At 74.4% G+C, this 18850-nt stretch carries 18 protein-coding genes; 13 read left to right on the top strand and 5 right to left on the bottom strand.

The window, feature by feature from the left end:
- Nucleotides 1–87: 87 nt before the first annotated feature.
- Together FB454_RS00285 and FB454_RS00280 are read left to right on the top strand one after the other, a co-directional pair.
- Nucleotides 88–1047, top strand: a complete 960-nt coding sequence (locus FB454_RS00285) for a hypothetical protein (RefSeq protein WP_145755145.1) — start codon at nucleotides 88–90, stop codon at nucleotides 1045–1047.
- A 4-nt stretch (nucleotides 1048–1051) separates the two neighbouring features.
- Nucleotides 1052–2662 carry an asparagine synthetase B family protein gene (locus FB454_RS00280; RefSeq protein ID WP_013286573.1) on the top strand — a complete coding sequence of 537 codons (1611 nt, stop codon included), beginning with the start codon at nucleotides 1052–1054 and terminating at the stop codon, nucleotides 2660–2662.
- Nucleotides 2663–2668: 6 nt separating this feature from the next.
- On the opposite strand, the gene FB454_RS00275 is transcribed toward FB454_RS00280, so the two are convergent.
- Nucleotides 2669–3544, bottom strand: coding sequence for a transglutaminase domain-containing protein (locus tag FB454_RS00275; RefSeq protein WP_013286572.1), 876 nt, complete (start codon nucleotides 3542–3544; stop codon nucleotides 2669–2671).
- Nucleotides 3545–3666: 122 nt separating this feature from the next.
- Between FB454_RS00275 and FB454_RS00270 the strand changes: the two genes are divergently transcribed.
- Complete coding sequence (locus FB454_RS00270; protein ID WP_013286571.1) at nucleotides 3667–4140, top strand: DUF1203 domain-containing protein; 474 nt, start codon at nucleotides 3667–3669, stop codon at nucleotides 4138–4140.
- Between the two features lie 48 nt (nucleotides 4141–4188).
- A complete protein-coding gene (locus FB454_RS00265) occupies nucleotides 4189–5184 on the top strand; it encodes a carcinine hydrolase/isopenicillin-N N-acyltransferase family protein (RefSeq protein ID WP_013286570.1) in 996 nt (331 codons plus the stop codon).
- A 24-nt stretch (nucleotides 5185–5208) separates the two neighbouring features.
- Here FB454_RS00265 and FB454_RS00260 read toward each other — a convergent pair whose 3' ends face one another.
- Both FB454_RS00260 and FB454_RS00255 read right to left on the bottom strand, forming a co-directional pair.
- A complete protein-coding gene (locus FB454_RS00260) occupies nucleotides 5209–5829 on the bottom strand; it encodes an HD domain-containing protein (protein ID WP_013286569.1) in 621 nt (206 codons plus the stop codon).
- Nucleotides 5830–5908: 79 nt separating this feature from the next.
- A complete protein-coding gene (locus FB454_RS00255) occupies nucleotides 5909–7360 on the bottom strand; it encodes an LVIVD repeat-containing protein (RefSeq protein ID WP_013286568.1) in 1452 nt (483 codons plus the stop codon).
- A 138-nt stretch (nucleotides 7361–7498) separates the two neighbouring features.
- Here FB454_RS00255 and FB454_RS00250 point away from each other — a divergent pair, with 138 nt between their 5' ends.
- A complete protein-coding gene (locus tag FB454_RS00250) occupies nucleotides 7499–8194 on the top strand; it encodes a DUF305 domain-containing protein (protein ID WP_013286567.1) in 696 nt (231 codons plus the stop codon).
- A 243-nt stretch (nucleotides 8195–8437) separates the two neighbouring features.
- On the opposite strand, the gene FB454_RS00245 is transcribed toward FB454_RS00250, so the two are convergent.
- Nucleotides 8438–9826: a serine/threonine-protein kinase gene (locus FB454_RS00245; RefSeq protein WP_013286566.1), complete on the bottom strand. Its 1389-nt coding sequence runs from the start codon at nucleotides 9824–9826 to the stop codon at nucleotides 8438–8440.
- 501 nt (nucleotides 9827–10327) lie between these two features.
- On the opposite strand from FB454_RS00245, the gene FB454_RS00240 reads away from it, so the two are divergent.
- The 8 genes from FB454_RS00240 (at nucleotide 10328) to FB454_RS00205 (ending at nucleotide 17378) form a co-directional block, all read left to right on the top strand.
- Nucleotides 10328–10963 carry an RNA polymerase sigma factor gene (locus FB454_RS00240; RefSeq protein ID WP_013286565.1) on the top strand — a complete coding sequence of 212 codons (636 nt, stop codon included), beginning with the start codon at nucleotides 10328–10330 and terminating at the stop codon, nucleotides 10961–10963.
- A gap of 19 nt (nucleotides 10964–10982) precedes the next feature.
- Nucleotides 10983–11777, top strand: coding sequence for a hypothetical protein (locus FB454_RS00235; protein WP_145755141.1), 795 nt, complete (start codon nucleotides 10983–10985; stop codon nucleotides 11775–11777).
- Nucleotides 11778–11933: 156 nt separating this feature from the next.
- Nucleotides 11934–13169 (top strand): ergothioneine biosynthesis glutamate--cysteine ligase EgtA, encoded by a 1236-nt coding sequence (gene egtA / locus FB454_RS00230; RefSeq protein ID WP_013286563.1) that lies wholly within the window; start codon nucleotides 11934–11936, stop codon nucleotides 13167–13169.
- Nucleotides 13166–14473 (top strand): ergothioneine biosynthesis protein EgtB, encoded by a 1308-nt coding sequence (gene egtB, locus FB454_RS00225; RefSeq protein WP_013286562.1) that lies wholly within the window; start codon nucleotides 13166–13168, stop codon nucleotides 14471–14473. The genes egtA and egtB overlap by 4 nt, the downstream gene beginning before the upstream one ends.
- A gap of 9 nt (nucleotides 14474–14482) precedes the next feature.
- Nucleotides 14483–15265: an ergothioneine biosynthesis protein EgtC gene (gene egtC / locus FB454_RS00220; RefSeq protein ID WP_013286561.1), complete on the top strand. Its 783-nt coding sequence runs from the start codon at nucleotides 14483–14485 to the stop codon at nucleotides 15263–15265.
- Entirely contained in the window at nucleotides 15262–16227 is a 966-nt protein-coding gene (gene egtD / locus FB454_RS00215; RefSeq protein WP_013286560.1) for an L-histidine N(alpha)-methyltransferase, read from the top strand. Before egtC ends, egtD begins: the two co-directional genes overlap by 4 nt.
- Nucleotides 16228–16454: 227 nt before the next feature.
- Nucleotides 16455–17042 (top strand): TMEM165/GDT1 family protein, encoded by a 588-nt coding sequence (locus FB454_RS00210; RefSeq protein WP_013286559.1) that lies wholly within the window; start codon nucleotides 16455–16457, stop codon nucleotides 17040–17042.
- Nucleotides 17043–17174: 132 nt separating this feature from the next.
- On the top strand, nucleotides 17175–17378 hold the full coding sequence (locus tag FB454_RS00205; protein ID WP_013286558.1) for a hypothetical protein: 204 nt from the start codon (nucleotides 17175–17177) through the stop codon (nucleotides 17376–17378).
- A 60-nt stretch (nucleotides 17379–17438) separates the two neighbouring features.
- Here the strand turns inward: FB454_RS00205 and nhaA are convergent, their stop codons facing one another.
- On the bottom strand, nucleotides 17439–18740 hold the full coding sequence (nhaA, locus tag FB454_RS00200; protein ID WP_013286557.1) for a Na+/H+ antiporter NhaA: 1302 nt from the start codon (nucleotides 18738–18740) through the stop codon (nucleotides 17439–17441).
- Nucleotides 18741–18850: the final 110 nt, after the last annotated feature.

Raw genomic sequence — 18850 nt, 5'->3', positions numbered from 1 at the left:
GAGATGGGGCGATTGCCGCCCTCTCGGCTCATTACGGTGTGTGCAGGCCCAATCACGCCGTGTCCTGACCGAGAGGGGACGGAGACCATGCGAGTGCCCAGCCGCAGCCCCGGTCGCCAGCCCGGTCCCGCCGTCACGTCCACCGCTCCCGCCCGGCGGGTGCCCGCCGGTGGCCGGCGCGCCGGCACCGAGCCGGACCTGTCCGCGTACCGGGCGGCGGTGGCGGAACTCCTGGTCGAGGTGGGCGCGCTCGCCGACGCGCCGTCCACCACCGCCCGCCAGGTGCTGCTCGACCAGCGGCTGCGCGAACCGGCCATCGCCGCCGTCCTCGACGCCACGCCGCAGGGCCTGATCGGCGCCCGGGAGACGCTGCTGCTGGAGATGGCCCGCTACCAGCCCAACGCGCGCAGCTCGGCGCAGGACCTCACCGCGCTGGTCCGCATCTACCTGCTCTCCCGCGTCGATGTGCTCTGGTGGCGGGACAGCCCGACGTTCCTCACCGACGACCAGGTCCGCACCAGCACCGAACTGGTCGACCTGGAGTGGCTGCGCCGCCGCGGCCTGATCGAGTTCCGCTACCAGGAACAGCCCGCCACAGTGGTGGGACGCGGGCTGCGGGCGGTGCGGCGACGGGTGCGCCCGGACGCCACCCCGCGTACCGCCGGGCTGCTGTTCCGCCGGGCCCGCCGCGAGATGATCGCGTTCCTCAACGACCTGGCCCGGGAGTTCACGGCCGTCGCGCCGGACGGCACGCCGCCGCTCTGGGTGACCAGCCTGGCCCGCAGCGCCGAGCACCAGTACCGGCTGCGCCGCCTCGGGTACGCCGCGATGGTGCCCAGCGGGCACTGCCTCGGCTGGGCCGCCGACGTCGAACTGGAGTGGTACGACCGCTTCGGCGCCCGCCCGGCGCTCGCCGGGCTGCTGCTGGCCCGCCAGGACGCCGGCGAGGTGAACGTGGTCGACGAGGGACAGGCCTGGCACGTGTGTCTCGCCCCGGCCGCCCGTCGCCGGTACCGGCGGGCGTACGAGTCCGAGATGGGGGTGTGACCCGGTGTGCGGCATCGCGCTGAGCATCGGCCCCGAGGCGGATCCGGCCACCTTCCGGCGGATGCTCGTCGCGCTCGCGCCGCGCGGTGAGGTCACCGAGACCCGGCAGGAGAACGGCCTGCTCGCCGGCGTACGGCGGCTGAGGATCGTGGACCGGGAACGGTCCGTCCAGCCGTGGATGTCGCCGGACGAGCGGCACCTGCTCTGCTTCAACGGCGAGATCTTCAACCACCACGAGCTGCGCGCCGAGCTGACCCGGCTCGGGCACCGGTTCCGCACCACCGGCGACACCGAGGTGGTGCTCACCGCGTTCCGCCAGTGGGGCGAGAACGCGGTCCGCCGGCTGCGCGGCGAGTACGCGTTCGTGATCGTCGAGCGCGACACCGGCCGGACGTACCTGGCCCGCGACCCGCTCGGCGTCAAGCCGCTCTACTGGTCCCGCCTGCCCGGCTGCCTGCACCTCGCCTCCGAGGTCAAGGCGCTGGTCGGACACGGCGCGCCGATCGGCGAGGTGGCGCCCGGGCACCACGGCTGGGTCGAGCCCGGCCGCCCGGTCCGGGTCGGTCCGCACGTCGATCTGCTCACCCTCGGCGACGGCCTGCCGGTGATCGACGACCCGGACGAGGCGGCCCTGCTGGTCCGCGTCGCGCTCACCGACGCCATGCGCGCCCGGCTGGACACCGACCTCACCGTCGGCGTGGTGCTCTCCGGCGGTCTGGACAGCTCACTGGCGCTGCTGCACGCCCGGGAACTGCACCCGGACTGCGTGGCGGTCACCATCGGCGTGCCGGAGAGCCCGGACGTCGCGTACGCCCGGCGGCTCGCCGCCGACCTCGGCGTACCGCACGAGGTGATCGAGCTACGGCCCCGCGACATCCGGCTCGCCGACGTGCGCGAGGCGATCCGGGTCTCCGAGCTGACCGAGTACGGCGACATCATCAACGCGGTCGTCTCGGTGCCGATCTTCCGGCGGCTGCGCGAGCTGGGCGTCCGGGTGGTGCTCACCGGCGACGGCTCGGACGAGCTGTTCGGCGGGTACCCGATGTACCACCGGGTCGGCCCGGAGCGGTCCCGTCGCCTGTTCCTCCACAAGATCCGCAACCTGTGCCGGACCGAGCTGCAACGGGTGGACCGGGCCAGCATGGCGCACGGCGTGGAGGCCCGGGTGCCGTTCCTCGACCTCAGCGTCGTCGAGCTGGCCATGCGGCTGCCGCTGGACGTCAAACTGCGCGACGGGCAGGAGAAGTGGGTCGTCCGGCGGGCCTTCGCGGACGTGCTGCCCTCCTACGTCCGGCAGCGGCCGAAGAACCCGATGTCGTACTCGTCCGGGCTGCACGAGCGGGCCCGCCTCTACAAGCCGCTGTTCGCCCGGCTGCACCGCTCCTTCGGCTACGACCTTCTGGAACCGGTCCGCCGGGACTTCGACAGCGTGCTCACCCGCTGCGGCAACGACCTCGACCGGGCCATCGCCGAGGGCATCGCCCGGCCCGACTACACGGTGCTGGAACACGCCCGGGACCTGGTCGGCGCGGCCCGCTGGAACGCCGCCCCGATGGTCCGCCGGCTGGTCAACCCGCGCCGCACCCGAGGCGACGAGGCGCCCCTGCCCGGGTGAGCCCGGTCAGCGTCGCAGGTCCACGTCGGCGGCCATGCCGGAGACCGGGTCGACGCAGTGCACAGTCGGGCCCGGACGCAACCGGGCGTCCGAGGCGTACCGCCGGGCCAGCTCCCGCCCGGCGGCGGCGTCGCCGCGGTCGGCTGCCACCAGCAGCGCGGCGACCTCGTCGACGAGCGTGAGGTCGGCACCGGTCAGATCCTCGGTCATCGCACCGAACCCGTCCCAGAGCAGCACCTCGTCCTTGTGCCGGTGGGCCAGCTCCAGCAGCACGTAGTCGTGGACGAGCCAGTCGCCCCGGATCGGCAGCGACGGGTCCACGCCGTAGGTGCCGGGGTCGATCCGGCCCGCCCGGTACGCCAGCCACACCCGGGCCGCCGAGTCGAAGTGCCCCGCCTCCGGGTCGATGTCGTAGCCGTCGAACGGCCGCTCGACGGCCGGGTCCAGCTCCGGGTCGGACCAGACCCAGCGTTCGCCGTCCCACCACTCCGCGAGCACGTGGTCGTGGTGCCAGTCCGGGGAGAAGTAGCTCACGAACCCGATCCGGCTGCGGGCCGGGATCCCGTGCTGGCGCAGCGCCGCGACGGTGAGCAGCGTGTGGTCCCGGCAGCAGCCGGCGACCCGCTCGACGGCCGGGCGTTCGGCGGTCAGCGGCAGCGGGAACCGGGACTGGTCGGTGTCGAGGATGCGGTCCAGCCAGCGCAGGTTCACCTCGGCCCGGCGGACGTCCGGCAGCTCCACGCCACCGGCGCGGTAGTGGACGATCACGTTGCGGGCGGTCGCCGCGACGGTGGGCAGGTCGGCGGGAACGGCGTCGAGCAGCGCCGCGTGGTGGCGGGGATCGCTGTACGGGGAGTGGGTCCGGTAGTCGTCGACGTCCATCCGGTCATTGTCGGCGCCGGATGCGGCCCGCGGGTGCCCGCTCGGTGCGCATTTTCGCGGTACCCGAACGCCAGGTCCGATCACCGCCAGCGCCGCGGTCCGGGCCGCGCCAGGCTGGGACCGTGACGACCACCCGTACCGCGTTTCTGATCCGCCCACTGCCCGCCGGGACGCTCGCCGAGCTGCGTCGCACCGGCCGCGACGCCACCGGGCAGCCGCCCGAGCACCGGCGCGCCACCGGCGGCGAGCCGCTGCGCTGCTGCCTGCGCGACGCCCGGCCGGACGAGGAGCTGCTGTTGTTCGGGTACGCCCCGCCGCTGCCGCCGGGCCCGTACCGGGAGGTGGGGCCGGTGTTCGCACACGCCGCCGGCTGCGCCGGCCCGGACGACGTGACGGCGTACCCGTCGCAGTGGCGCGGACGGGAGCAGGTGCTGCGCGCGTACGACAGCCGGGGCCGCATCGTGGGCGGACGGCGACACGACGGCGGCGACCCGGAGGCGGTGATCGCGGAGCTGTTCGCCGACCCGGCGGTGGACCAGCTGCACAGCCGCAACGTGGTGTACGGCTGCTGGATGTTCGCGATCGTGCGGAGTTGACCGAGTCCCGGATGGACATCGGCGGACGCCTCTTCTAGCGTCGCAGTCATGCGGAGGACCCTCATCGCCGGCGGGCTCGCGCTGCTCCTGCTCGCCACGGCCTGCGGGGAGAGCCGCCGGTCCGGCCCACCGGCCGCGGCCGGCTCACCGACCGCGTCCCGGCAGGACCCGGCGCAGGTCGAGCGGACCCTGGCCAGCCTCCGCAAGATCGACGACCTGCCGATGTACGAGATGACGTACGACGGCGACTACGACCCGACCGCCGGGCTGGCCGGGTCCACGCCGCCGAGCCCGTTCGGCTGCTCGCTGTTCGCCGCGCTGGCCGACCGGGACCGGCCGCTGTTCGCCCGCAACTTCGACTGGGAGCCCAATCCCGCGCTGGTGCTGCGCACCGACCCGCCGGACGGGTACGCCTCGATCTCCCTCGTCGACATCTCCTACCTGGGCGTGTCCGCCGACCCGACCGGGGACCGGCGGCTGCTGGACGCGCCGCTGCTGCCGTTCGACGGCATGAACGAGCGGGGTCTCGCGGTCGGGCTGGCCGCCGACGACGGGGCCCGCGCCGAGCCGGTGCCCGGCCTGCCGAAGGTCGGCTCGGTGCGCATCCTGCGCCTGGTGCTCGACTCGGCCGCCACTGTGGACGATGCGGTCGCCGTGTTCCGGCGTTACAACCTCGACTTCGACGGCGGGCCGCCGCTGCACTACCTGCTGGCCGACGCGACGGGCGCGTCCGCTGTGGTGGAGTTCGTCGACGGGAAGCTCACCGTGGACCGGCGGCAGGGCCCGTGGCAGGCGCTGACGAACGTGCCCGCCGTCGGCGTGCCGGACCGGGAACTGCGCCAGGACCACAGGTACGGGGTGCTGGCGAAGGAACTCGACCGTACCGGCGGGGTGGTGGACGCGGCCGGTGCGCTGCGGCTGCTGAACGCGGTACGCCAGTCGCACACCCGCTGGTCGGTGACGTACGGGCTGCGCAGCGGCGAGGTGCGGGTGGTCACGGCGGGCGGCGGCACCCGCGACTACCGGCTGCCGATGAGCGACTGACCACGGCTGCGGCGCCGCGCCCCCTCAGACGATCGGCTGTCGATACCTGGCGGCGAGCGTGGGCAGGTCCGGCTCGCCGAACCGCTCGACGAGTGCCGCGAACCGGTCGACCTTGTCCGGGCCGAAGCGCCGCACGGCGACCGCGTAGGAGGCGGCGGAGACGAACGCCGGTGGCGTGGTCTTGCTGTGGAACTTGTCGGCGTACATCACGAGGTGTTCCTCGGCGGTGACGGCCGTGTAGTCGGCGGCCGGGATCGGCAGGCCCTGCCGGCGCACGTCCGCCCGGGTGATGCCGACGCCGGTGTGACGGGAGCAGAACCGGGCGATCACCTCGGGCAGCCCTGCCTCCCGTGCCAGCGCGTGGCCCAGCACGCCGTGCCGTACGTAGTTCCGCTCGTCGAGCCGCCCGGCCTCGTCGTAGAGGCGGTAGACCCCGATGTCGTGGAGCAGGCTGCCGGCCCGCACGAGGGCGGCGTCCGCGTCCGCACCGCTGCTGTCGAGCAGTTGTCCGGCGATGTCGCACACGATCCGGCAGTGCGTCCAGACGAGGTGCAACGCCTCCCGGGACGGCGCGAGCCGTTCGTGCAGAGCCCGGATCCGGGCGTCGCTCGGCACCGCCGTCCGGTCGTCGATCGTCACCGGCATGTGTCCGTTTCCCTCCCGGGACAGCACCGGGCCCGGCGCCCCCGTGAGGGGAACGCCGGGCCCGGCCACGGTCAGCGGGTCACCAGCTCAGGTAACCGGCCTGCGTCTGCACGTTCAGCTCGGGCACCAGCAGGAACTGCGCCAGCCAGGTGCGCGGGTCACGCAGCTCCAGCACGTCCAGTCCCTTCTGGATGTCGCTGGAGTAGATGTGGCCGTTGTACCAGTAGGCCGACCAGGACCCGCCGGTACGCAGCTGCGAGGCGTCCAGCGGCCCGCGCTCCCAGTAGGCGATCTCCTTGGGCTTGCGCGAGTCGGTGAAGTCCCACACCGAGATGCCGCCCTGGTACCACGCCTGGACCATGATGTCGCGGCCGGGCACCGGGATCAGCGAGCCGTTGTGGGCCACGCAGTTCTCCGTGTCCGCGTTGACGCGGGGGATCTTGTAGTAGCTGCGGAACTCCAGCTTGCGGGCGTCACCGCGGCCGGTGATGTCGTAGATGGCGTCCGCGCCGCGGTTCGGGCCGACCACCTCGTTGCAGGTGGCCGCGCCACCGCCGCCCAGCTCGTCGGTGAAGACGACCTTGGTGCCGGCGTTGTTGAACGTGGCCGAGTGCCAGAACGCGAAGTTCTCCGCGTCGGTGACCCGCTCGATCACCCGGGGCGCCTCGCGGTTCTTGATGTCCAGCAGGACGCCGTCACCCATGCAGGCGCCCGCGGCCAGGTCCTTCGACGGGTACGCGGTGATGTCGTGGCAGCCGGTGGTGGCCGACGACTGGCCCGGGATGCCCGGGTAGCCGCCGTCCGGGAAGAGGTTCGGCGTGGCGACCACGGAGGCCGTGGTGGGGTTCTTCACCGGCACCTTGACGATGGAGATGGAGTCGTGCGGCGGCTGGCAGTCCGGGAACTCGGCCCGCGGGCTGTACGAGGAGACGTACAGGTAGACGTTCCGCTTGTCCTTGCCGGGCACCAGCGTGTGGGTGTGCGAGCCGCACGCCGTCTCCACCGACTTGATGTAGCGCGGGTTGCGCTTGTCCCGGATGTCGAAGATCTTGATGCCCTCCCAGGACTCCTTCACCGACGCCGGCTGGCTGGTGCTGGCGCAGGAGTCGTCGCTGCGGGAGGAGTCGGTCGACAGGAACAGCAGGTTGCCGTGGACCGAGATGTCGTTCTGTGAGCCGGGGCAGAGCACCTGGGACACGATCGCCGGGCGGCTCGGGCGGGAGACGTCGTAGACGACGAACCCGTCGTAGTTGCCGACGAACGCGTACCGCCCCTGGAAGGCGATGTCGGTGCCGAGGGCGGCCGTGGTGTCGAACGGCGCCTGCTTCGGCAGGTTCGCCACCTGGCGCAGGTTGGGGCTGCTGGAGATCTCGTCGACACCGGGGACGGCGTTGTCCACGGTGGCCGGCGCGGCCTGGGCGCGGGGGATCTCCTGGGCGCTGCTCGGCGGCGCGGTGACGACGCCGGCGAGCAGCAGGCCGGCGGCGGCCAGGCTGACGATCCGGATACGAGACGTGCGGATGTTGATCATCGGCAACACCCTTCGAAAGGGGGTCATGATTCGCCACACCTTACCTATTGGAGACGGCCATCAATGTGACCTGGGTCACACTGGGGAACTTTCGTCTATGGATAGGATCGCTGTCACCTTGACCGGAGGAGGCGTCGTATGACCAGCCGGCAGGCGCGCGTGTGGGTGGGCGTCACAGCACTGGTGACCCTCGTCGTGGTCGGGGCGCTCGCGCTGACCGGGCGCGAGGACGCCCGTACCCCGGAGGCTGCCGGAACCGCCGCGGCGGCCGCGCCGAGCGCGAGCGCCGCCGCGTCGGCGCCGCCGGTGGTGGTCCCGGGACGCCCGGGGGAGCCCGCCGCGACCCGCCCCGCCGAGCAGGTCCGGGGCGCCACCACGCCGCGGTGGAACAGCCTCGACGTCTGGTACGTCCGGATGATGATCCCGCACCACGAGCAGGCCCTGGAGATGGCATCGCTCGCGCCCGAGCGCGCCGCCGACGCGCGGATCCGTGCCGTGGCCGAGCGGATCCGCGCCGCACAGGGCCCGGAGGTCGGCCTGCTGCGCGCCTGGCTCAGCACCCGCGACCTGCCCGCCGACGTGCCCGGGCACGACCACGGCAGCATGCGCGGGATGCAGTCCGCCGAGGCGATGCGGCGGCTCGCCGACGCCCGCGGCGCGGCGTTCGACAGGCTGTTCGTGCAGATGATGTCCGACCACCACCGGGGCGCGATCGTCATGTCCACCGACCTGCTGAAGGTCGGCGTCGACCAGCCGATGCAGGAGTTCGCCACCTCGGTGGCGGTCGAGCAGTCCGCCGAGATCACCCGTATGCAGGCCCTCCTGACCCCCTGACCTGGAGCGAACGGGGGAGGGCACAAGGGCGGGCCTAGGCTGGGGGATCGTGAACCGCCTGATCCTCGGTCCTCCGCTGCGGGGTGTCGCGTTCGACGCGGCCGTCTGCGGGCTCGTCGTGTTCTTCGCGCTGTCCGGGTACCTCGCCGGGCAGACCGGGCGCTCGGCGCGGACTGAGCACCGCCGCCCGGACACGGACGAGCCGGCTCCGCCGTGGGCGGGGCCGGCTCGTGGGTGCGTGGGTCAGGGCTGCGTGGCCGGCTGTCCGCCGGTGTCACCGCCGCCGGTGCCGGTGCCCGGGTCGGCGGTGGTCGGGTCCGGCGCGGGCGGCGTGGTGGGTGCCGTCGTCGTGGGCGCGCTGGACGGCGTGCTGCTCGGCTCGGCCGACGGGGCCGGCTCGTCCGTCACGCTCGGCTGCGCCGACGGGGTCGGGGAGGAACTCGGCGTCACCGAGGGTGTGGCCGACGGCCGGCCGCCCGGACCGACCGGGCGGTAGGTGTACTCGTCGTCCGCCGACGGCTCGTCGGCGACCGGCTCCGCGGCCGGATCGCTCGGCGCCACCGCGGGCGCCGTCTTGTCGATCTTCGTGGCCGGTTCGGCCGTGTCGTTCGCGGCGGCCACGAGCGCGCCCAGCGCGCCCATCGCCACCAGCACCGCGCCCAGCGCACCGACGAGCGTGCCGCGCCGGCCCCGCCGCCGCGACGTCGCCACCGCGGCACCCGGGCGGACCGCCGGCTGGTCGTCCCGCGACCGCGCCTGGCCCGCCGCACCGCGCAGCGCCACCGTCGCGGTCGGCGAGTCGGTACGCGCGGCCCGCGCCGCGTCGGCCATCGCCGCCGCGCTCGGGTAGCGGTCGGCCGGATCCTTGGCCAGCGCCCGCGACACCAGCTCCCGCACCGACGCCGGGATCTCCGCCGGCAGCTCCGGCGGCTCGTCGTCGAGATGGCGTACGGCCACCTGGAGCGGGTTGTCGCCGGTGAACGGCGGGCTGCCGGTGAGGCAGCAGTACGCGACGGCGCCGAGCGCGTACACGTCGGTGGCGCCCGAGACGGGCCGCCCGGCGGCCTGCTCCGGCGCCATGTAGAGGGCGGTGCCGGGCACCGCGTTCGTGCTGGTGATGCTCGTGACGTTGGTCGAGCGGGCCACCCCGAAGTCGACCAGGACCACGGTGCCGTCGTCCTGCACGAGCAGGTTGCTCGGCTTCACGTCCCGGTGGACGATGCCCCGGCCGTGCGCCGCGTGCAGGGCCTGCGCCACTTGGGCCACGATCGACATGGTCTCGGCGACCTCGAGGCACCCGGCGGTCTCGATCCGCCGCGACAGCGGCTCACCGGCGACGAACTCCATCACCAGGTAGTCGGCCCGGCCGCCGCTGGGCAGGTCGTCCTCACCGCAGTCGAAGACCTGCACCACGCCGGGGTGGCGCAGGGAGGCCATGATCCGGGCCTCGGAACGGAACCGGGCGATGAAGTCGGGGTCGGACACCAGGGCGGGAAGCAGGACCTTCACCGCGACCGGGCGACCGAGGACAAGGTCTGTGGCACGCCAGACGTCGCCCATGCCGCCGGTGGCGACACGGTCATCAAGGCGGTACCGACCGCTGAGTACGACGTCTGAGGACAGCACCCCCATACCGTACCCACAGCAGGCCTGAAGTATTTCCCGCGATATCGGCGGCCGGTCCGGCCGGCCGTTCGGCCGGGTGTCCGGCACCCGGGACGCCGATCGGCTGATCGTGATCGACCCGGTACGATCGGCCAGAAAGCGACGCGCCCCCGCGCTCCCGGCCCGCCGTACCGGCGGGGGTCCGATCCGGGGAGCGTCACGCCCGCCGTCGGTGTTACCCCGACACGCCGGTGGCGCAGGTAGACATTTCTCTCTGTTTCTCCGCCGTGCGGAGGCTTGCCGACGCATCCCGCCCGCCCCGGCGTCGGCCCGACTCCCGGCCGCCCCCGGACGCCGGTACGGTATGTCCCGCCGACGCCCGTGCTGCGCGCGGCAGTTTCCACGGCGCACCGCACCCTCGTGCGGGTGCCCGATCAGCTCACCGGGGGGCCGAGTGCGGATGGCGGTGTGGTCACTGGCACCCGTTGACGCCCGGCTCCGGGCCGTCATCCGGGTGGGGCGGCGCGCGTGACGGCCGAACTGAACGAGGCGGTCGCCGGGGCGCAGGCGGGCGACGAGGAGGCGTTCCGGTTCCTCTACCGCAGCCTGCAGCCCGCGCTGCTGCGTTACCTGACCGCGCTCGTCGGCGCGGACGCCGAGGACGTGGCCTCGGAGGCGTGGCTCCAGATCTCGCGCGACCTGCCGTCGTTCACCGGTGGCGAGTTCCGCGCCTGGGTGGTCACGATCGCCCGCAACCGGGCCATGGACCACCTGCGCCGGCAGCGGCGGCGTCCCTCCGTGCCGGTGCCCGTGCAGGCGCTCAACGACCTGGCCGCCGACGTCGACACCGCCGACCGGGCCGGTGAGGCCATCGCCACCGAGAGCGCGCTGGCGCTGATCCGTACGCTGCCACCGGCCGAGGCCGAGGCGGTGATGCTGCGGGCCGTCATCGGCCTGGACGCGGAGACCGCCGGGCGGGTGCTGGGCCGGCGGGCCGGCGCGGTCCGTACCGCCGCGCACCGGGGCCTGCGCCGGCTGGCCGCGATGCTGGAGCGCTCGGCGGCGCAGGCCGCGCCGGACGACACCCGGGACGCCGTCGCGTCGCGTCCCCGTACCGACCGCCAGGTGCCGCACGCGCCCGAGGCCGAGCCGGCGGAGGGCTGACGTGAGGGGAGACGACGGCATGCACGCTCGCCGGTCCGGCGGGCCCGCCGACCGGGCGGAGTCCGACCGCGTGCTCGACGCCGCGCGCGCCGGCACGTCGCCGGAGGCCGACGCCGACCCGCTGACCCGGCTGCTGTCCGCCGCCGCCGGACCGGCGGCCCCCGGCGAGGTAGCCGGGGAGGAGCGGGCGCTCGCCGCCTTCCGGGCGGCCCGCGCGGCGCGGGGAACGCAGCCGGCGGCCGGATCGGTGCCCGCACCGGTGGCCGCACCGCGCGCGCGGCGGCGCCTGCGCATCGCCGCCGCGTTGTCCGGGCTCGCCGCCACCGCTGTCGCCGGGGTGGCGTTCGCCGCGGTGCGCCTGGACCGCGAGCCGGAGCCGGTGGCCCCGCCCGCGACGACGGCCGGGCCCAGCAGCGCCGGACCGAGCGGCACCGGCCCGACCGGCACCGGCCCGGCCGTCACCGGGCCGTCGCGGCCGGCGCCGAGCACCCCAGCCGGTGACGCGTCCGGTGCGGCGTCGCCACCGGCTCCGTCGCCGACGCCGGCGCCGTCCGGAACGCCGAGCGCCGCGGCCGGGAAATCCGCACCCCCGCCCGGCGGGCCGCAGACGGCCGGCCACTGCCGTGCCTACCTGGCCAAGTCGGAGCGGCAGCGGGAGAAGGCGCTCACCAAGCCGGGCTACGCCGAACTGGTGGCTGCCGCCGGCGGCCCCGAGCAGGTGGAGAGCTACTGCCGGAACCTGCTGGGCGTGCCGGCGGACGACCCGGCCGACGCGCCGGAGCCGGCGCCCCCGGGCCCGGCAGCGGACGGCTGAGCCGCCGCGGCGCAATCAGATTCCGGACAAAATTTCATCTCCCCGGGCAAGCGGATCTCGTCTGCTAGACAGAGGATGGTGGGGCGGCGTCCCGTGCCGTCCCGGCCGGGCGCGTCGCCACGACGTCGTCGCCCATCGCCGAGGAGGAGCCGTCCCATGGTGATGTCGCCGGATCTGGACCGGGCAGTCGTCCTGGGGGACGAGGAGGCGGCCCGGGGCCACCTCGCCCGGATCTGCTTCAAGACCGGGCCACCCGCACTCGTCGGCGTCGAACTGGAATGGACCGTGCACGACGCCGCGGACCCGGCCCGGCCGGTCGACCGCGAGCGACTACGCGAGGCGCTGGGGCGGCACAGCCCCGTGACCCTCGACCCCACCAGCCCGGCCGACGAGCTCCGGCGCGGCGGCGCCGTGACCGTGGAGCCCGGCGGGCAGGTGGAGATCTCCGCGACACCGCGATCGTCGGTCGCCGCGCTCATCCTGGCCACCGAGGCCGACGTCGCCGAGCTGCGGGCCCGGCTGGACGCCGCCGGCCTGGTGCTCGGCCGCAGCGGCATCGACCCCTGGCGCCTTCCCCGGCCTGTCGTGGAGACCCCGCGCTACCAGGCCATGCGGTGCGCCTTCGACCGGCGCGGCCCGGCGGGACGGGCGATGATGTACAGCACCGCCGGCCTCCAGGTCTGCCTGGACGCGGGCGAACCGGAGCACGTGGCGCAGCGGTGGGCCGCCGCGCACGCCGTCGGCCCGCCGCTGCTCGCCGCCTTCGCCACCGCCGACCGGCACGCCGGCCGCCGCACCGGCTGGGCCTCCGCCCGGATGGCCACCTGGCTGGCCATCGATCCGGCCCGGACCCGTCCGGTCTGGTCGCCCGAGCGTGCCGACGAGGACCCGGTGGCGGCCTGGACCGGGTACGCGCTGGCCGCGCCGCTGCTGTGCGTACGCGGCGACGGCCCGGACTGGACCGCGCCGCCCGGTGTCACGTTCGCCGACTGGCTGGCCGGGGCGCTGCCCCGCCCACCGACCACCGACGACCTGGAATACCACCTCAGCACGCTGTTCCCGCCGGTACGCCCGCGCGGCTACCTGGAGCTGCGCTACCTGGACACCCAGCCCGGCCCGGAGTGGACCGTGCCGCTGGCGGTGCTGGCGGCGCTCTTCGCCGACCCGGCCACCACCCGGGACGCGCTGGCGGCGGCCGGCCCGGTCGCCGACCGGTGGCGCGCGGCGGCCCGGTGCGGGCTGGCCGAGCGTCCGCTGGCCACCGCCGCGGCGGCGCTGTTCGACCTGGCCCTGACGGCCCTGCCCCGGCTCGACCTGCCGGCCGGCATCCACGACGAGACCCAGCGAGCGATCCGGCGGCACCGCGCCGCCGCGGAGAGGGGACACCGGTGACCACCACCGAGCGACTACGCGACCGGATCGCCGCGGAACTGGAGCGGACCCGGGCCCGTACCGCGCTGCTGACCGACGCGGTGGACGACGACGACCTGGTCCGGCAGCACTCCACGCTGATGTCGCCGCTGGTCTGGGACCTGGCGCACGTCGGCAACCAGGAGGAGCTGTGGCTGGTCCGCGACGTCGGCGGCCGCGACCCGGTGCGCCACGACATCGACGACCTCTACGACGCGTTCAAGCAGCCCCGCAAGGACCGGCCGGCGCTGCCGCTGCTGCCCCCGGCCGAGGCCCGCGCGTACGTTCGTACGGTACGGGACAAGGTGTTCGACCTGCTCGACGGCATCCGCTTCACCGAGCGTCCCCTCGTCGCCGACGGGTTCGCGTTCGGCATGATCGTGCAGCACGAGCAGCAGCACGACGAGACCATGCTCGCCACCCACCAGCTGCGCGCCGGCGCCCCGGTGCTGGACGCGCCGCCCCCGCCGGAGCCCCGGGCCCGGGTCGGCGGGGAGGTGCGGGTGCCGGCCGGGCCGTTCACCATGGGCACCTCCACCGACCCGTGGGCGCTGGACAACGAGCGCCCGGCGCACACCGTCGACCTGCCCGCGTACGTCATCGACGCCGCGCCGGTGACAAACGGGCAGTACCGGGCGTTCATCGCCGACGGCGGGTACGACGAGCCGCGCTGGTGGAGCGAGGCCGGCTGGCGGCACCGGATCGAGGCGGACCTGAGCGCGCCGATGCACTGGCGGCGCGACGGGGACGGCTGGGCGTACCGCCGGTTCGGCCGCTGGTCGCCGGTACGCGACGACGAGCCGGTGGTGCACGTCTGCTGGTACGAGGCGCAGGCGTACGCGGCGTGGGCCGGCAAGCGGCTGCCCACGGAGGCGGAGTGGGAGAAGGCGGCCCGCTGGGATCCGGCGACCGGCCGGTCCCGCCGCTACCCGTGGGGCGACGAGGACCCGACCACCGAGCACGCCAACCTGGGCCAGCGGCACCTGTGGCCGGCGCCGGTGGGCGCGTACCCGGCGGGCGCCTCGCCGCTGGGCGTGCACCAGCTCGTCGGCGACGTGTGGGAGTGGACCTCCTCGCCGTTCCGGGGCCACCCGGGCTTCACCGCGTTCCCGTACCGGGAGTACTCGGAGGTCTTCTTCGGCGACGACCACCGGGTGCTGCGCGGCGGCTCGTTCGGCACCGACCGGTCCGCCTGCCGGGGCACGTTCCGCAACTGGGACTACCCGATCCGGCGGCAGATCTTCAGCGGTTTCCGCTGCGCCCGTGACGCCGGACCCGAGGAGTGAGCCGGCCCGATGTGCCGTCACCTCGCGTACCTCGGTCCACCCGTGCTCCTGCGCAGCCTGCTGTCCGACCCGCCGTACGGGCTGCTGCGCCAGTCGTGGGCACCGCGTGACATGCGTGGCGGCGGCACGATAAACGCCGACGGTTTCGGCGTCGCCTGGTATCCCGACGACGGCGACCCGGTCCGCTACCGGCGGGCCCAGCCGATGTGGAGCGACACCACGCTGCCGGAGCTGGCCGCCGTGACGCGGGTGCGGGCGGTGCTGGCCGCGGTCCGATCCGCCACCGTCGGCATGCCGCTGCACGAGACCGCCGCGGCGCCCTTCGCCGAGGGGCGGTGGCTGTTCAGCCACAACGGCGTGGTGAAGGGCTGGCCGGACAGCCTGGTCCCGCTCGCCGCCGGCCTGCCCGTGCGCGACCTGATCACACTCGACGTGCCGACCGACTCGGCGCTGCTGTGGGCGCTGGTCCGGCACCGGCTGCGGGCCGGCGCGCCACCCGACGAGGCGGTGGCGGACACCGTCGCGGCGGTCGCCGCCGCCGCTCCCGGCTCGCGGCTGAACCTGCTGCTCACCGACGGTACGACTGTGGTGGCGAGCACGGCCGGGCACGCGCTGTCGGTGCGCCGCGGCCCGGACTCGGTGCTGCTGGCGTCCGAACCGTTCGACGACGACCCGGCCTGGCGGGCCGTGCCGGACGGCCGGCTCGTGGTGGCGACCACGGGCGGGCTCGACGTGCGGGAGACGACCGCCGTCCGACGATCCGTACCCACCGCAAGAGAGGACACTCGATGAGCGCGGAGCCGCTGGAGATCCACCTGGAGCAGCAGGACCTCGACCGTGGGTTGCGGGAGGACGTGCGGGTCGGGCTGGCCGCGACGCCGAAGTGGCTGCCGCCGAAGTGGTTCTACGACGCCCGGGGCAGCGAGCTGTTCGAGGAGATCACCCGCCTGCCGGAGTACTACCCGACGCGGGCCGAGCGGGCGGTGCTGGCCGCGCACGCCGACGACGTCGCCACCATGACCGGGGCGAAGACGCTGATCGAGCTGGGTTCGGGCTCGTCGGAGAAGACCCGGCTGCTGCTCGACGCGTTCACCCGCCACGGCGACCTGGGCACGTTCGTGCCGCTGGACGTCTCGGTGAGCGCGTTGCGGTCGTCCACCGAGCAGATCGCCGCCGCGTACCCGGGGCTGCGGGTGCGGGGGATCGTCGGTGACTTCACCCGTCACCTGGACCGGCTGCCCACCGGCGGCCGTCGTCTGGTGGCGTTCCTCGGCGGCACGATCGGCAACCTGCTGCCGGTGGAGCGGGCCGAGTTCCTCACCGCGATGCGCGCGGCGCTGGAGACCGGCGACTGGCTGCTGGTCGGCACCGACCTGGTCAAGGACCCGGGCGTGATCGTGCCCGCGTACGACGACGCGGCGGGCGTGACCGCCGAGTTCAACCGCAACGTGCTCCGGGTGATCAACCGTGAGCTGGGCGCGGACTTCGACGTCGACGCGTTCCGGCACGTGGCGGTCTGGGATCCCGACCGGGAGTGGATCGAGATGCGGTTGCGCGCCGAGCACCCGGCCCGGGTGCGGGTCCTGGACACCGACGTGGTGTTCGCCGCCGGCGAGGAGCTGCGGACCGAGGTGTCGGCCAAGTTCCGGCCGGAGGGGATCGCAGCCGAGCTGACCGCCGCCGGGTTCGACCGGCGGGCGTTCTGGACCGACCCGGACGGGCTGTTCGGGGTGAGCCTGGCCCGGGCCGACTGAGGGCCGCCGTGGCCCCGCCCACACCCGGTGACCGGGGCGGCCGGTGATCGGCTAGGCTGGCGGCGCGAAGGGGAGTAGCCCCCAATGTCGTGGTCGACACACTGGTGCGTTCCGCATCCGGCCACGCGGCCCCGGTCTCCGGGGCGGGCGAGACCTTCGACTCAGGCTGTCGCAGCCGGGTCGAGGGCGCCCCCGTTCCTCCTCCCGGCTTGATCGGGAAGGTTCACATGGAGGGTTTCCTCGTCGCGCTGGTGGTCAGCTTCGGCGTCATCTTCGTCGCCGAGCTGGGCGACAAGTCCCAGCTCATGGCACTGACGTTCGCCACGCGGTTCAAGCCGGTGCCGGTGCTCATCGGCATCACGATCGCCACCGCCGTCGTCCACCTGGCCTCGGTGGCCATCGGGTACGGCCTGAACGCCGCACTGCCCACCGACTGGATCTCGCTCATCGCCGGTCTGGCGTTCCTCGGCTTCGGCGCCTGGACGCTGCGCGGCGACAGGCTGACCGAGGAGGAGAAGCGCAAGGCCGAGCGCGGCGGCCGGTCCGCCGTCATCGCCGTCGGTGTGGCGTTCTTCCTGGCCGAGCTGGGCGACAAGACCATGCTCGCCACCATCACGCTGGCCACCAAGTACGGCTGGTTCGGCACCTGGCTCGGGTCGACGCTCGGCATGGTCGCAGCGGACGCGCTGGCGATCCTGGTGGGCCGGATGCTCGGCCGGCACCTGCCGGAGCGGACCATCCGCTACGGCGCGGCGGTGCTGTTCGCCATCTGCGGCCTCTGGCTGATCTTCGAGGCGGTCTCCGAGCTGACCTGAGCGGAACCGACGTGAGTGGTGCGGCGGCGCCCGATGATCGGAGAGCGCCTCGGTGGGTAAGTAGCCCGGGTGAGCGCCGTGGCGGTGACCGCCCGGCGGAGGACGAATCGGCACGACCGGGAGGTTCCGCCCATGAGCAGGCACGACGAGCCCAACGAGTACGGCTTCGCCGGGGGCGCCACCGCGCCGGAGCCGCCGCCGGGCGGGCGCGAGGACGAGCAGGACCGCGCCGAGCAGGTGGCCGTGCCCGGTGACGACCTCACCGCCCCGGCCGCCGAGGCGCTCGAGGAACCGGAGCGCAAGCGCGAGCCGCGCCCGGCCGAGCGCCGGCGCTGAGGCGTACCGCGCCGACCCGTGCGGCGGGCGTGACCGGCTGGTCACGCCCGCCGCGCCGGTTCAGGCCGGGCCCTCCTGGTAGACGTCCGGGACGCCGTCGCCGTCGGCGTCCCGGCTCTCCCGTTCGCTGATCCGCCGGTAGACCCGGTTGCGGCGGACCAGCACCACCGAGGCCAGCAGCGCGGAGGTGAGCGAGCCGAGCAGTACCGCCACCTTGACGCCGTCCTCCTCCGGGCTGCCGGCGCCGAACGCCAGCTCGCCGATGAGCAGCGACACGGTGAACCCGATTCCGGCCAGCAGCGCCAGCCCGGCCAGGTCGGCCCAGGTGATCTCCTCGTCCAGTTCGGCCCTGGTGAACCGGGCGAGCAGGTACGTCGAGCCGAACACGCCGATCACCTTGCCGAGCACCAGCCCGGCGGCCACCGCGAGCACCACGGGGCTGGTGAGCACGCCGCCCAGGTCCACCCCGACCAGCGTCACCCCGGCGGCGAAGAAGGCGAAGACCGGTACGGCCAGGCCCGCGGAGACCGGCCGCCAGCGGTGCTCCAGCCGCTCGGCGAGACCGGGTGCGCCGTCGCGTCCGCGCAGCACCGGCACGGTGAAGCCGAGCAGCACGCCCGCCACCGTGGCGTGCACACCGGAGGCGTGCACCAGCGCCCAGGCGGTCACCGCGAGCGGGATCAGCGCCCACCACCAGGTCCGCCGCCGCTGCACGAGCAGCCCGAACGCGGCGATCGGCAGCAGCGCGGCGAGCAGCGGCAGCGGGTGGAACCCGTCGGTGTAGAAGACCGCGATGATGGTGATCGCGAAGAGGTCGTCGACCACGGCGAGGGTCAGCAGGAAGGCGCGCAGCCCCTGCGGCAGGTGGGAGCTGATGACGGCGAGCACGGCGAGCGCGAAGGCGATGTCGGTGGCGGTGGGGATGGCCCATCCGCGCAGGCCGTCGCCGCCGGCGCTGAGCGTCACCGCCAGGTAGACCAGCGCGGGCGCGATCATGCCGCCGAGCGCGGCGACCACCGGCAACGCGGCCCGGCGGGGGTCGCGCAGGTCACCGGCGACGAACTCGCGCTTGAGTTCCAGGCCGACCACGAAGAAGAAGATCGCCAGCAGCCCGTCGGCGGCCCAGGTGCGCAGGTCGAGGTCGAGGTGCAGGCCGGCGCCGCCGGGCCAGGGCACCCAGTGGCTCAGTCCGGCGTACGTGGCGCGCCACGGCGAGTTGGCCCAGATCAGGGCGAGCACCGCGCCGAGTAGCAGCAGGCCGCCGCCGACGGTCTCGGTGCGCAGCACGTCGGCCAGGAAGCGGGCCTCCGGCCAGGAGCGGCGGGACAGCAGGCGGGAGCGGTGCGGGGTGTGCTGGGGCATGCGGCGTCCGTTCGGAAGCTGGGGTCGGCGGAACCATCGCCGACCAGGCTTCCCGGCACACCTGGACCAACCCTAACGGGCGCCGCCACCGGCGGCGAGCCGAGCCGGCC

It is taken from the genome of Micromonospora sp. CNZ297, from assembly GCF_007827625.1.
The sequence above is the reverse complement of the archived record's forward strand: the minus strand, read 5'-3'. Positions and strand labels throughout refer to the sequence as shown.